9 protein-coding genes are annotated in these 15,010 nt (G+C 59.6%); 2 read left to right on the top strand and 7 right to left on the bottom strand.

From position 1 onward, the window contains the following. Positions 1 to 7: 7 nt before the first annotated feature. Positions 8 to 3,226 carry a type I restriction endonuclease subunit R gene (locus MHY24_RS03830; protein WP_239228408.1) on the top strand — a complete coding sequence of 1,073 codons (3,219 nt, stop codon included), beginning with the start codon at positions 8 to 10 and terminating at the stop codon, positions 3,224 to 3,226. Here MHY24_RS03830 and MHY24_RS03825 read toward each other — a convergent pair. Next, positions 3,223 to 4,719 (bottom strand): ATP-binding protein, encoded by a 1,497-nt coding sequence (locus MHY24_RS03825; RefSeq protein WP_239228407.1) that lies wholly within the window; start codon positions 4,717 to 4,719, stop codon positions 3,223 to 3,225. The genes MHY24_RS03830 and MHY24_RS03825 overlap by 4 nt on opposite strands. Positions 4,720 to 4,982: 263 nt before the next feature. Then, entirely contained in the window at positions 4,983 to 6,179 is a 1,197-nt protein-coding gene (glf, locus tag MHY24_RS03820) for a UDP-galactopyranose mutase (protein WP_200288536.1), read from the bottom strand. Between the two features lie 146 nt (positions 6,180 to 6,325). Between glf and MHY24_RS03815 the strand changes: the two genes are divergently transcribed. Continuing rightward, positions 6,326 to 8,224, top strand: a complete 1,899-nt coding sequence (locus MHY24_RS03815; RefSeq protein WP_239228406.1) for an N-acetylmuramoyl-L-alanine amidase — start codon at positions 6,326 to 6,328, stop codon at positions 8,222 to 8,224. Here the strand turns inward: MHY24_RS03815 and MHY24_RS03810 are convergent. The 5 genes from MHY24_RS03810 to MHY24_RS03790 form a co-directional block, all read right to left on the bottom strand. Beyond that, positions 8,221 to 9,051 carry an HAD family hydrolase gene (locus MHY24_RS03810; protein WP_239228405.1) on the bottom strand — a complete coding sequence of 277 codons (831 nt, stop codon included), beginning with the start codon at positions 9,049 to 9,051 and terminating at the stop codon, positions 8,221 to 8,223. The genes MHY24_RS03815 and MHY24_RS03810 overlap by 4 nt on opposite strands. Positions 9,052 to 9,073: 22 nt before the next feature. After that, a complete protein-coding gene (gene glpK, locus MHY24_RS03805) occupies positions 9,074 to 10,621 on the bottom strand; it encodes a glycerol kinase GlpK (RefSeq protein WP_239228404.1) in 1,548 nt (515 codons plus the stop codon). Positions 10,622 to 10,649: 28 nt separating this feature from the next. Continuing rightward, positions 10,650 to 11,387 carry an MIP/aquaporin family protein gene (locus MHY24_RS03800; protein ID WP_239228403.1) on the bottom strand — a complete coding sequence of 246 codons (738 nt, stop codon included), beginning with the start codon at positions 11,385 to 11,387 and terminating at the stop codon, positions 10,650 to 10,652. 3 nt (positions 11,388 to 11,390) lie between these two features. Next, positions 11,391 to 13,115, bottom strand: a complete 1,725-nt coding sequence (locus tag MHY24_RS03795) for a glycerol-3-phosphate dehydrogenase/oxidase (protein ID WP_239228402.1) — start codon at positions 13,113 to 13,115, stop codon at positions 11,391 to 11,393. A 297-nt stretch (positions 13,116 to 13,412) separates the two neighbouring features. Then, positions 13,413 to 14,948, bottom strand: a complete 1,536-nt coding sequence (locus tag MHY24_RS03790) for a 1-acyl-sn-glycerol-3-phosphate acyltransferase (protein ID WP_239228401.1) — start codon at positions 14,946 to 14,948, stop codon at positions 13,413 to 13,415. Between the last annotated feature and the right edge of the window lie 62 nt (positions 14,949 to 15,010).

Here is a 15,010-nt window from a genome sequence, read left to right as displayed (position 1 = left end):
GAAGCTCATGCTGAGCGAAGAATCCCTCGAACTCATTGTTCAGGACCACCTGGCGGAACTGGAATGGCAGGCCGGCCACGGCCCGGACTTTGCGCCGGGTTCTGGCGAGCGCGACACCTGGAATGACATCGTGCTGCGCGGGCGTCTGCGCAATGCCGTGCGCAACCTCAACCCGGGCGTGCCGGAGGAGTACCTCGACCAGGCGATTGGTGAGGTCATCACGCCGAAGTCGCAGTCCGCGATTTCGGAGAACCGGCGCATTCACCAGATTCTGGTGGAAGGCTACCGCGGTATCGAGTACATCGACCACGAGGGCAACGTTCAGAACCCAACCATCTGCTTCCTGTCCTCGCATCCGCACATGAACGACTATTTGTCGCTCAACCAGGTCACCGTTGCGAACCTGGACGGCGAACGTCGCTTCGATGTGGTCTGCTACGTCAACGGCATGCCGCTGGCGTTTATTGAGCTGAAGAAGACGGGCGCGAATACCTCCGTCGAGGGCGCCCACAACCAGCTGCAGACCTACGTCAAGGAATTCGGCATGGCCTTCCGCTTTGCCAATATTGTGATTCCTTCGGACGACATCAGCGCGAAGTACGGCACGCCGTTTACTCCGTGGAACCACTTTGCGCCGTGGAATGTGGATGAGGACGGCAGCCCGGTAGACCCCAACAACATGGTTGTGGCCGGCGAGCCGGTCACGCAGCTGGACCTGTTGCTTGATGGTCTGTTTAATGTGGAGCGTTTTGGACAGCTCTACAGCGACTTCACGGCGTTCGATGACACGGCCGAGGGCCTGGTCATGCGCATCGCGAAGCCGCACCAGTACTTCGCGGTGACCAAGGCTGTGGGTTCCACGATCACGGCGGCGCGCGGCGACAAGCGCGCTGGCGTCATCTGGCACACAACCGGCGCTGGCAAGTCCATGGAGATGGAGCTCTACACCGCCAAGATCATGCGCCGGTCGGAGATGCTCAGCCCGACCGTCATCGTGCTCAATGACCGCACGGAACTGGATGAGCAGCTCTTTGAGACCTTCAACCGGTCCACCATCCTGCCGGAGGCACCGCGCAATATCGAGTCGCGTGCTGAGTTGCGTGAGCTGCTGTCACAGAAGACCTCCGGCGGCATCTACTTCTCCACGCTCCAGAAGTTTGGCTTGAATGGAAAGGGCGAGCTCCGCGAAAAGGAGCACCCGTTGCTCTCTGACCGCAGCAACATTGTGGTCATCGTTGATGAGGCTCACCGCTCGCACTATGGCTTTGGCGACACCGCGGCTGACGGTTACGCGCAGCACCTGCGTAATGCACTACCGAATGCCACCATGTTGGCGTTTACCGGTACCCCGCTCAAGGAATGGGACCGCGATACGCGCAAGGTCTTCGGTGATGACGTCGACATCTACGACATGAACCGCGCCGTCGAGGACGGTGCCGTCGTTCCCGTGTATTTCGAACCGCGCCTCATCCCACTCAAGCGCATTGCTGGGATTACCGATGACGAGATTGATGACACCGCTGAGGAAGTGCTCACGGGTCTCGACGAAGTCGAGCGCGACCGGATTCAGCGCTCCGTCGCCGCGTTGGAAATCATTTACGGTTCCGACGACCGCTTGGATGCGCTCGCTGAGGACTTTGTTCGCCACTGGGAAGACCGCCGCGAGAACATGCGGGAGTTCATCGGTGCACCGGGCAAAGCCATGATCGTGACCGCCACGCGTTCCATCGCAGCACGCCTCTACTCCAAGATCGTGGCGCTGCGCCCTGAGTGGCACTCGGATGCCGATGACAAGGGAAAAATCAAGGTCATCTACTCTGCCGCGCCGTCCGATCCGGATGAGCTCAAGGTCCATATGCGCCGCCCGAGCGCGCTCAAGGCCGTGAAGAACCGCATCAAGGACGTCGACGACGAGCTGGAAATCGCCATCGTTCAGTCCATGATGCTCACCGGTTTCGATGCGCCGCCCCTGCACACGCTCTACATTGACCGCTCGCTCAAGAGCGCGCTACTCATGCAGACCCTCGCCCGCGTCAACCGCACGTTCCGAGACAAGCAGGATGGCCTCCTTGTCGCCTATGCTCCGCTGGTCGAAAACCTGGAGAAGGCGCTGGCTGAGTTCACACTCAACCCCTCCGACGACGGCACGAAGGTCACGGGACAGGACGTCGAAGAAGCGCTCAATCTGGCGAAGGGATTCCTGGCTCGTCTCGACGACATTGTGGGAATCGAATGGAAGAACACCGCTTTCATCGATGACGCCAACCTTCGCCGCGCTTTGCTCGACGTCACTGGTTTCCTTCGCAATCCAAGAACCGAAGGCAACTACGACCCCGAGAAGCCAAACGCGCGTCCGGTCGCTGATGAGTTCAAGCGTCAGGCTGGAAGGCTCGCGCGTGCATGGGCGCTTGCGTCCAACAGCCCTGCCGCCGATGAATTCCGTCCGAGCGTGCAGTTCTATTCCGAGGTCAAGAACTGGCTCATCAAGCTCGATGCGGGCGACCGCGTGGCCAATGGCGAGCCCATTAGCGACTCCATCCGCAACGCCCTAGGCAAGCTGGTCGTTGATTCGGCTGAGGCCACCGGTGTCATCGACATCTACCGCCAGGCCGGGATTGAGATTCCGAACTTGCAGGATCTCACCGTCGACCTGTTCAAGGACAAACAATCCCCCTCTGAGGTCTCGTTGCTCATCGATGCGTTGCGCCGCCAGCTCCAGCAGGAAGCCCGCACCGCCACAGGAAACAACGAGCTGCGCTCTAAGCAGTTCTCCGAGCGGATCACCGAGCTGATGAATCGGTACACCAATCAGCAGCTCACGGCCGCTGAAATCATCGCCGAACTCATCCGCCTGTCCAAGGAGATTGTCAAGGAAAGCAAGCGCGGTGAACAATTCACCCCGCCACTAGGCAATGACGAGCTCACCTTCTTCGACGCAGTGTCGACAAACGAATCCGCAACCGAGCTCATGGACGACGAAGTTCTTGCTGAAATCGCACGCCAGCTCGTTTCCATGCTGCGTCGCGATGCAAAGACCGACTGGACAGTACGCGATGACGTACGCGCGAAACTACGCCGCTCGGTCCGCAGGTTGCTACGCGACTACAAATATCCACCGGACAAGGCGCCGGAGGCCATCAAGCTCGTGCTTGAACAGATGGAGAAATTCGCGCCAAGGTATTCAGCGGCGGCGCGCGAACAAGGTGACGTTGAACACCGTGGTTAGCCCTGCAGCCGATAGCGCTGCTTCGGGCTCTTCAGCGGCTCAGTGCGCACGATGACGCCTTCCTCAACAAGTTCGTTGATGATCCTGCGCACTCCGTTGAGGGACAGCCCTGCAGCCCCTGCCAATTCGCGGCTGGACGCTGTCCTGTGTTCGCGAAGATAGTCGAGCACGCGCCCACGGGTTCCGCCGCCCGACGCCGCGGTGCGCTCCGGGGTAGTCGGATTTCGCCGCGCAAAGGTGAGTTCAAATTCGGTCAATGAATCCCGTGGTACCGGCGGCGGCAGCAGCTGCTGTTCCAGTTGGTCGAGAATCTCGATATATCCGGTACCACGATTTTCCGCAACGTACCCATCTCCGTCACCGGCAGGAGTCACCTCCAGCAGCGCAGACAAATGCTGATTGCGCGCGCTAGACATACCCGCAGTGCCCAATCGATCAACGGTGACCGTTCCATAAAGACCACCGGGGTTGAGGATCTCCAGCCGGTCGACATACAGGTTCACTTGTACCTGCGTGCCCCGCGCCTGCGGCGAATAGTCACGGTGCATAAGCGCATTAGCGACTGCCTCACGCACGGCCTCCGGAGGATAGTCCGGCAAGTCCTTACGGAAGACTCCCGCGATTACGCCTCCGACGCGCATATTGCGTCGGACTGCCCGCACGGCATCCGCGACCAGCACCGGAATGGGCCCCACCAGACTTTCGTTGTCGAGGAAGCGCTGCTTGCCCAACCCGGCCGCTTTATCGGTGCCGGGATATGCTGCAAAGGTCACGTTGAGCCGCGGGAAAAACTGTTGCGGGTAAGTGCCCGCTGCCATGAGCCCGCCCAGAGTTGGCACTAGTTTTCCGTTGTCGTTCCGGGTAATCAGGTGGAGCGCTAACATCGCCTCTTCATCGCTCAACCGTCCAAAAATGCGTTCATGGATGGAGCGCTCGCGGGCCAAGATCTCGGCCACAATGTCAGGATCCAGATCGTCGATGTCAGCAGCCGGAACCGGCTCCAGATCCCATTCCGGCTGGGTCTTGTTTTCCTCCAGTCGGTCGATCTCGTATGGCTTTAGTACGCGGTCCCCATCATGGACCCGGATATAGCTGCCGTGATACTTCGACTGAGAAACGACCCAGCAAGGCTTCTCAAAAGGAGCACATTCGGGAATGGTGCCAACGACAATGCTCGCGCCCTCCCAGTCAACAATGTCGATCTGAGCGCGAACCGACGGGGTCACGAGGTCTGCACATGCGCCAGCCAGGGCATCCGCCATGGCAGTAGCATCAAAGCCTGGTACCGTAACGAACCCGTTGTCTTCATCCAGCCCCAAGATGATGATTCCACCGGTCCCGTTAGCAAAGGCAGAGATAGAGCGAACGAGCTTCTTGGGAAAACCTCCCGCAGCTGCCTTGACCTCGACGGCGCGCGTATCGGTGTCCTGAGTTCGCAGGCTTCCAATGATCTCGGCGATCTCCGCCTGGTCATCGTCCCAGACCACAATCACTCACCCTCTATCAGCGCTCAACGCTCCTGAACACCCTCAAACACTACACACAACACTACACACACTGTGGTGTGTTGTGTAGTGTTCGCACGTGTTCCTCGTCCGAAATTCTCACAGTACAAGACATTTTCCCAGGTCAATAATAATGTTCCCGGTCTGCGCAACACTACACAACACCACATACAACACACCACCCAACACTCCATAGTGTGGTGTGTTGGGTGGTGTATTGAGTGTTAAGTGTTCTGTTGACGAAGTTCGGCTTAGTGGCCACGCTCCTGTTCGATAGCCTTGCCCTCGTTCCAAAATGGTACGAGCTTATTATCAAACATGGACAGCGCGGAACCGATAGCCATGTGCATATCCAGGTACTGGTAGGTACCCAAGCGGCCACCGAAGAGAACCCTGTTCTCCTTCGACTCCTGGGCAGCGAGCTTACGGTAGGCCTCGAGCTTGGTGCGATCCTCTGGGGTATTGATTGGGTAGTACGGCTCATCGCCCTTATCGGCAAAGCGCGAATACTCCTTCATGATGACCGTCTTATCCTTCGGGTACTTATCCTTGCGCTCCGGGTGGAAGTGGCGGAACTCATGGATGCGGGTGTAGTCCACGTCCGCATCGTTGTAGTTCATCACCGGGGTGCCCTGGAAGTCGCCGGTGTCGAGCACCTCCAAGTCAAAGTCGAGGGTGCGCCAGCCCAGCTCGCCCTCGGCAAAATCAAAGTAGCGATCCAGTGGGCCGGTGTAGACCACAGGCGCATCTGGGGACTCAGCACGCAACTCTTCGCGTACCTCGAACCAATCGGTATCCAGGCGGACCTCAATATTGTCGTGGTCGGCCATATTCTCTAGCCAGGCGGCGTAGCCGTCTACAGGCAGGCCCTCATAGGTGTCGTTGAAGTAGCGGTTATTGAAGGTATAGCGCACCGGCAGGCGGGTGATATTCGCGGCCGGCAGCTCCTTCGGATCGGTCTGCCACTGCTTTGCGGTGTAATCGCGAATGAAGGCCTCATACAGTGGGCGACCGATGAGCGAGATGGCCTTTTCCTCCAGGTTTTGTGCCTCTTCCGGGGAGAATTCGCCGGCCTGGTCCTTAATGAGCTGGCGGGCCTCATCCGGTGAGTAGTAGCGGCCAAAGAACTGGTTGATAAGACCCAGGCCCATTGGGAATTGGTAGGCGGTGCCATCGTGCATGGCAAACACGCGGTGCTGGTAGTCGGTGAAATCGGTGAACTTATTGCAGTAGTCCCACACGCGCTTATTAGAGGTATGGAAGAGGTGCGCACCGTACTTGTGCACCTCGATTCCGGTGGTGGGTTCGGCCTCGGAATAGGCATTGCCGCCGAGGTGATTGCGGCGCTCCACAATGAGCACCTTCTTATCCAGCTGGCTAGCGGCGCGCTCGGCAACCGTTAGACCAAAAAATCCAGAGCCAACAACGATGAGGTCATAAGAAGTCATGGCCTCCACTTTATTGCACTACGGCAGCTGACACGGCGCATCGGCGTGTCGCAACAGATTTCACAGAAGTCACAAACGTACCATCACTATCAACTCTTAACTTTTGGCAACCGTTTTTACAGCTGCACAACCCCAGGGAGATAACAGTGCAACAACGACGTCGACTAGTACCCACCAGGTCAAAGTGGTCCACCCCCGTCATCGCGGCGGTCACCTCCATCGCGCTCGCCGTTACGGCCGCATTCGGCGGACAGCAAGTTCTCAAGACTCAAGACTCCGGCAACGGTGGTCCCATTGAGGTCAAAAATTCCTCCTCTAGCTTCAGTGACGGCGAATCCATCGTCGTCGATGACCCAGCCGTAGCCGCACAGGGCGACGGCGAAAGCCGCCGCGCGGTCAAGCAGTTCCACCGCGACGAAACCTTCAACATGTTCGCCGTCACCTGGGAGGGCAAGCGAGATATCAACTCCTTCGTCCGTTCCAAGCAGCAGGACGGTTCCTGGAGCGAATGGCTGCCCATGGACGCAATGAACTACACCGAGGGCAAGAACGGCACCGAGCTCATCTTCGTGGGCGATACCAACGATGTGCAGGTCTCTATGGCCAACGTTGACCTCGTGACCGGTTCCAACCTCGACAAGAAGGAAGACTCCCTCCTGGACAAGGCCGCCAAGGGCGCTGATGCCAACCGCCCCGCGCCGCTTGCGTACAACGTCGGCGATATCTCCCCCGTGGCCGATGAGCGCACCCAGGTTGCGGATCTCGACGCCGTGTTTATCGACGGCAACGCCCAGGAAGGCGAAGCCATCGAGCCCACCGCAGAAACCGCGGGCATGCCCAAGGTGGTCACCCGCGCCGGCTGGGGCGCAGACGAATCTAAGCGCTGCCAGCAGCCAACCTACGACGATGGCATCAAGGCCATGACCCTGCACCACACCGCGGGTACCAATAACTACACCCGCGCACAGGCAGCGGCACAGGTACGCGGCGCCTACGAGTATCATGCGCAGAACCTGGGCTGGTGCGATATCGGATACAACGTGCTGGTGGATAAGTTCGGCACCATCTACGAAGGCCGCTACGGCGGCTTGGACAAGGCCGTACAAGGCGCCCACGTGGGCGGCTTCAACTCCAATAACTGGGGCATTTCCATGATTGGCAACTACGAGACAGCGGAGCCGTCTCGTGAGATGCTCAACTCCGTCGCCGAGATTGCAGGCTGGAAGGCTGCTACCTCCGGCATCGACCCGATGGGCACGGCCAGCTTGTACTCCGGCGGCTTCTACGGCTCCAAGTTCCCTGCCGGAACCACGGCCACCGTGCCGGCCTTCGCAGGCCACAATGATTTCCACAACACCGCCTGCCCAGGTCAGTACACCATGCGCCACTGGGACGAGATTCGAAAGAATACCAAGCGCAAGGCGGATGCCATCAAGTCCGGCAAGAACAGCACGGACCTGAACTGGCAAGAGTCTCCACAGCCAAATACCCCCAAGACCCCGCAACAGGTGGGCGGAGAAATCATGTCCTCGCTTGGCGAGGTCGAGGTACCGGTCTCCACTATCTCCGCCCTTGCCGGCATCGCTGCCGCCGTCTTCGGCGTGCTCATCGCCAATGAGCGCCTGCAGAAGCCTGATACCGATCAGAAGGTGGCGGGCAACCTGACCACCGGCGATATCCCGGAGATTGTCAATAAGGTTGTCCAGGTCTCCAGCAACGAAGGCCTGAAGGAATCGTGGACCTCCGTCCTCAACGCTTTCGGCCCAGTCCTAGGCTTGGCAGTCGGCGGCCCGGATACTACCGACGGCGGCAAGATCCTCTACCAGCTCTTCCAAAATGGCGTGGTGCTCTCCTCCAAGGAGTCCGGCACCAAGGCGCTGACGGGCGAGATTGCCAAGAAGTGGTCCGAGGGCGATAATGCCTCCAAGCTCGGCCTGCCGACCTCCAACGAGGAAAAGAATGGCAAGGAAATCCGCGTGAAGTTCCAGGGTGGCGAGATTGTCTACAACACCGAAACGGAAAAGGTAGACATCTTCACCGACTAGAACCAGCGCTCTAGCACCTTAGCGACGCCCGCCTGGTGGTTAGCCACGGTGACCGCATCCGCGGCCGCCTTTACCTCCGGGTGGGCGTTTTCCATGGCCACGCCACAGCCGGCCCACGTCAGCATCTCTATATCGTTGGGCATATCCCCAAAGGCAATAGTCTCCTGCTGGGCGACGCCGGTGTGCTGCGCCAGCCATTCCACCCCGCGGCGCTTAGTCACATCGGGCGCGGCAACCTCCAAGATTCCTTCCTGCATGGAATAGGTCAGGTGCGCGAGCTCCGGATCGATGTGCGGCGCAATGAGCTCATAGAGCTCTGGGGCGGAGTAGTCCGTGTTGCGGATGAGGAACTTCACCGCCGGCTGCCCCACTAGCTCACCCATGCTGACCACGCCGAAGCCCTCAAACAGGGCGTTTTCGGAGTAGTGGCGCTCGACTACGAAGAGGTCCTCGACGGCGTCGGCAAGCGAGCCTCCAGCCCGCTCCGCGCCAAAGCCCACGGTGCCCAGTACGGTCTGGGCCACGTCCACCACTTCCGCCAACGCGGCGGGCGAAAGCTCGTGGGCGGACATCACGCGATCCTCCGCGGAGTCATACAACACAGCGCCGTTCGAAGTCACGCATACCGGCCGCACGGGCAGCTGCTCCAGCACCGGGGCAATCCAGCGGAACGGACGACCGGTAGAAAGCGCAAAATAGGCACCCTGTTGGACTGCCCGCGCCACGGCGTCACGATTGCGACGCGGGACGCGATGGTTGCGGTCCAGCAGGGTGCCGTCAATATCGCTCGCGATGAGGCGAGGCGCGCGGGCTGGGAAATTCTCCATACCCGCGAGTTTACGTCAGGACTTAGATGTTCAGGTCCTCGTCCTCGTTATCCTCCCATTCCAGGGAGCGCTTAATAGCGCGCTTCCAGTCGCGGTAGAGCCCTTCTACCTCTTCCTTTTCGCGCTTCGGCTTGAATACCTTCATGTCTCCGGTCTGGCTGCCCAAGACGCTGAGGTCATCCCAGAAGCCGTGGTCCAGGCCTGCCGCGAAGGCAGCACCGGTGGCGGTGGTCTCGATATTCTTCGGGCGGTGTACTTCCACGCCGAGGATATCGGACTGGAACTGCATCAACAGTTCATTCATGGTCATGCCACCATCCACGCGCAGCTCGGTAATCTCCACGCCGGAGTCCGCCACCATGGCGTCGGCGACATCGCGCGTCTGATACGCGGTGGATTCGAGCACGGCGCGAGCCAAGTGCTTGCGGTTAGCAAAGCGGGTCAGGCCCACGATGACGCCGCGGGCATCCGGGCGCCAGTACGGAGCGAAGAGTCCGGAGAAGGCCGGCACGATATAAACGCCGCCGTTGTCCTTAACCTCGCGCGCCAGGTTTTCGATGGACGCAGCGTTGGGAATGATCTGCAGGTTATCGCGCAGCCACTGCACCAGGGAACCGCCCATGGATACAGATCCCTCAAGCGCGTACACGGGGCGCTCGCCCTCGCGCTGGAAGCAGACGGTGGTCAGCAGGCCGTTCTCGGAGAACTTCGGGGTGGTACCCGTATTCAGCAGGAGGAACAGGCCGGTTCCGTAGGTATTCTTTGCGGAACCTGCGCGGAAGCAACCCTGGCCGAACATCGCGGACTGCTGGTCACCTAGGATGGCGCGGATAGGCACGCCGGAAAGCGAGCCGCGCTCACGCACGGTACGGAAATCACCCAGGGACGGGCGAATCTCCGGCAGCATGGACATCGGGATGCCCATTTCCTTACACAATTCCTCATCCCACTCCAGCTTTTCGATGTCCATAAGCAAAGTGCGGGAGGCATTGGTGACGTCGGTGGCGTGCAGCGCTTCGCGGCCGGCATCGCCCTCCGCGCCGCCAGTGAGGTTCCACAGCAGCCAGCTATCAATGGTGCCGAAGAGCAGATCGCCTGCCTCGGCACGCTCGCGGGCACCTTCGACGTTATCGAGGATCCACTTCACCTTCGGTCCCGCCGGGTAGGAGTTGATAATCAGACCGGTGCGGCGGCGCCACTTTTCTGGCCCTTCCTCACCCGAGAGTTCCTTACAGATAGCGGTGGTTCGGGTATCTTGCCAGACAATGGCGTTGTAGACCGGCTTGCCGGTGTGCTTATCCCACACCACGGTGGTCTCACGCTGGTTGGTGATACCTACCGAGTCAATGTCTTCGACGGTGATATCGCCATTGGCAAGAGCCTCACCGACGGCGCGACGGGTATTGCTCCAGATTTCTTCTGGGTCATGTTCTACCCAGCCTTTTTCGGGGAAGATCTGCTCGTGCTCGAGCTGGCCAACGGCAGCCTGCTCGCCGTTGTGGTCAAAGATGATGCAGCGCGTCGACGTGGTTCCCTGGTCGATAGCAGCGACGTATTTCTTGTTAGTCATGTGTCTAGTCTCCTATACGAAGATGGAATTAGAGCGCAACGGACAACAGGCCAACGGCTACGGCCGCGACCAACGGGGCCACGATGGGGACCCAAGCATAGCCCCAGTTCGCGCTGCCTTTGTCCTGGATGGGCAAGATGAATGCATAAGCAATTCGCGGGCCCAGGTCACGGACCGGATTGATGGCATAACCCGTAGGGGTACCAAGGGACAGGCCGACCGCCACCACAACGAAAGCAACAGCGAAGTAGCTCATTGGGCCAAGCTCGCCGCCGGTGGGACCGAAGGCGATGAACATCAACAGCACGCAGGTGGCGATGAACTCCGTCACCGCATTCCAGCCGTTCTTAGGATGTGCCGGCTTGGTAAAGAAGATACCGTTGGTGTCCTTATTGGCGCCGGTGACGTTTCCGGCGTCGTCGTAATTATTGGCGTCGAAAAGCTGCTTGAAGGCAGCCCACGCCAGGATGGCACCGAGGATAGCGCCCAGGATCTGGCCCAGTAAGTAGTACGGAACCAGGGACCACTCGAGCGAGCCATTGACGGCCAACATTACGGTGACGGCGGGGTTAAGGTGCCCGCCCGTGGGATCGGCCACGCTCGCGCCGACGAAGACCGCCATGCCCCACCCCAGGGCGATAACGATCCAATCGGAGCCGCGTGCGCCAGAGGTGCGCAGGTTTACCAGCGCACATACGCCGTTGCCTAGAAGGAGCAGCAACGCAGTGCCGATAAACTCCCACAGGAATGCATCAAATCCGGTCATAACTTATACCTCGTTTTGGGTGGGTCGGGCGGATCCTGCGCGCACCAAAATGTCATTGGCCTCACGGTCAGTTACCGCAGCTTCTGCTTCAAGTTCGGCCTGCGTGTGGGCCTTGAATTGGGATACCTCGCGCTCCTTGTCGGCGTCGCTCCAGCCCAGCAGCGGTGCTACAAAATCAGCAACGGCCGGGGCGGCATTCACACCGCGGTCGCCGTACTCGATGGCGATGCGCAGGCGGCGGGACAAGATGTCTTCCAAGTGCAATGCACCCTCGTGGGTAACGGCGTAGCGGACCTCGGCCCACAGGTAGGACTCGGCACCCGGAACTGGCTCGAGCAGGGAGGCATCCTCTGCTGCCGGTGCCAAAACCTCACCCAGCAGGGAGCCATAGCGGCCGAGCAGGTGCTCAATGAACTTCTCGCTCAGGTTATAGCGACGAGCCAAGGATGGGACCTGGTTGGCCAAGGCGTGATAGCCGGCGGCGCCCAGGATCGGGGTTTGCTCGGTGATGGACTCTGGGACCTTGGTATCCAGCTCCTCCACTGCCAGGTCCACGGCATCCTTACCGATGACGCGGTACGTGGTGTACTTACCGCCGGCGACAGAGACCATACCTGGGGCCACGCGCGCAACCGCGTGGTTGCGGGAAAGGTTGGTGGTGGAATCGGACTTGCCGGACAGCAGCGGGCGCAGGCCGGAGTAGACGCCCACGATGTCATCGCGAGTGATCTTGCGGCGAACGCGCTGGTTAACCTGGTCCAAGATGTAGTCGATATCGGACTTGGTTGGTGCCGGATCTGGCAAAGATAGGCCCTTTTCCCAATCGGTATCGGTGGTACCGATAATCCAGTACTCGCCCCACGGGATAACGAAGAGGACGGACTTTTCGGTGACGAAGCACAGGGCTGCGTCTGCATCGAGCGCATCCTTCGGCACGACGATGTGCACGCCCTTGGAGGCGTGAACGGTGAACTTGCCCTCCACGCCGGCCATCTCTTGAATCTTGTCATTCCACACACCGGTGGCGTTGATAAAGACCTTGCCGCGCACGGTGGTCTCGCGGCCGGTGGCGGTATCGCGCACCTTGGCGCCTACGATGCGGCCGCCGCGGTCCTTGTCAAAGCCAATGACCTCGGTATTGGTACGCACGTCGGCACCGTACTCGGCGGCGGTACGCAGCACGGTCATGGTGTGGCGGGCGTCATCAACCAAGGTGTCGTAGTAGCGCACGCCGCCCACAATGGCATCGTCCTTCAGACCCGGGGTCACCTTCAGCACGCCCTTGCGGGTGAGGTGCTTTTGCATTGGCACGCTCTTCGAGCCACCCATGAGGTCATAAAGAGTAAAGCCACCGAACATCATCACGCGCTCCCATACGTGGTGGGTCAGCGGGAAGATAAACTTCAGCGGCTTCACCAGGTGGGGTGCCAGGGTGGACATGTTCAGCTCGCGCTCCTTGAGGGACTCCGCCACCAGGCGGAAGTCAAACATGGCCAGGTAGCGCAGGCCACCGTGGAACATCTTGGAGGAGCGAGAAGAGGTACCTGCGGCGAAGTCGCGCGCCTCAATGACGGCGGTCTTGAGGCCGCGGGTAGCGGCGTCCGCTGCCGCACCAGCGCCTACGGAACCGCCACCGATGATGACTACGTCGTAGTCCTCATCCGCGTACCCATTCCATAGATTTTCAAAGTATTCGGGGTTAAAGGATTGGTTGCTTTGCTGGGTCATTACTGACCGCATCTCCTTCCTTGGTGCTTGCATGTGCCTGCGCCATAAATCCATGAATGAGATGGCAAAAGCACAGCCAAAAGCAGTGAATTGTGGTTTCGGTGGAAAGTATCACACCGCGGCTGCAGAGACTTTATCTCCTGAAATCTATGTTAGGAGTCACGGACGCGAGTTACACATGTGGTTACTCACACGTAAGTTTCAGGCTCGTAAGCAGTCAGTTTTCTTAAAATACTTAGACATTCAAAAAGAAAAACCACCCCCTCGCGGGGGTGCAAAGCGGACGAAAATCCTTCGCTATTTCTGCGCTAACCGCGCCATTGCTTCAAGCACTTCGGACATTCCGGCTTTCTCGGCAGAATAAGTGACCGCCTGAGCGCCTTTGACCACCTCAATAGGGGCAGTTTCCAACGCCACCACCGGCAACCGGTCTAGGAAATCCTCATCTCCTGGCTCGTTAGCAAAAACCAGGGCCTCCTCCGGCTTAGCTTTCAGATCCTCGAGGATGCGCTCCACGCCTTGTACCGCAGTCGCGGCAGTGACGGACAGTGCATCGGTATCGAGTCGCGGCTGCACAGCGTCCTCATCAACGACAACGCTCCACACGGCTTGCGGAACTTCCACTTCACCGGCGGGTGATATCACGATCAGGACTTCGGCCGCCGGGTAGATATCTGCCAAAGCCTTGTGCAATCGCGGAGTTAGCGCGCCATCTTCCCAATTCAGCGCGCTGCTCTGCGCCACTACCACGCGGGGGATGGAAGAAAATTGCGCCTTCATGCGGTGCGGCAAGCGCGAGACGATAAGCCGGGATTGGGTGGCTGCTGCCAACAGGCCCTGCTCCGCTACGGAACCAGCCCATATCTCCTTACTGCTGGCCGTGATGGACGCTTGGGTTTGCGCCACATCCGACTTCAGCTGCGCCATGATATCCGCGACCTTATCGCGACCTTCATCCAAGCCGCGGGTTGCCTCTTCTACCACGGCGTTGAGGTTGTTCTTGATCCACTCCAGGGTCTCCGGGGCGGTCGGCGCCTTATTCTTTGGCTCCTCCCCGTCCGCTCCCTTGGCGGCGGCCATGTGGTTGCGCACCAAGTCAACCGTAGTAACCGAGACGCGTTCTTTGAGGCCCACTAGATCGTCGCGCAACCGGCGTACGCGGTGGCGCTCGGTTTCTACTTCAGCATCTCGAGCTTCTGCCTCTTCAAGGGTAGGAGCCCCTCCACCTTTACGGGCGGGCACCCAGTATTCACCGGCAGGCATGGGTCCAAATTCGGCTTCGTACTGTTCCCATAGCCCTTCCAATGCCTCTTGCATGCGGCGTCGAATCTCCGCGGTATCAGCCTCCGCATCGCCGGTGGGATAGTACGGTTCGAGGGCGGTAATAAAGACAGGGGTCTTGGTCCGTCCCAGGTTCTTTTTGTGTCCCTTGGTCCACAGGCGCTGCGAACCAAAAATGACCTGTGGGACTACCGGCACCCCCGCCTCATAGGCAATGCGGGAGGCGCCACTTTTCATGCTGCGGATTTCAAAGCTGCGGGAAATTGTGCCTTCAGAAAACACGCCCACGAGTTCGCCGTCCTTGGCCAGCTGTACCGCTTGGCGGAAGGAGGCGCTGCCATCTATACGGTCAACTGGCACGTGATGCATGGCCTTCAACAACGGACCCGCCACCGGTGCTTTGAAGATTCCAGCCTTAGCCAAGAAGCGCACCAGACGCTTCTTGCGATAGGCCAAAAAGGCGCCGAAGAGGAAATCCATGTAGCCGGTGTGGTTGCAGACCAACACCGCGCCGCCCTTATCGGGGATATTTTCTTCCCCCGAAAGGCGCATTTTTAATCCCTGTGCCAGAGTCACCCCCCTGCCAATGTGGGTGATCTGGCGGTACAGGAAAT

Source organism: Corynebacterium sp. ACRPQ (assembly GCF_022347225.1).
Lineage (GTDB): Bacteria > Actinomycetota > Actinomycetes > Mycobacteriales > Mycobacteriaceae > Corynebacterium > Corynebacterium tuberculostearicum_D.
Note: the sequence above shows the minus strand (reverse complement) of the source record. Positions and strands in the feature narration are given on the sequence as shown.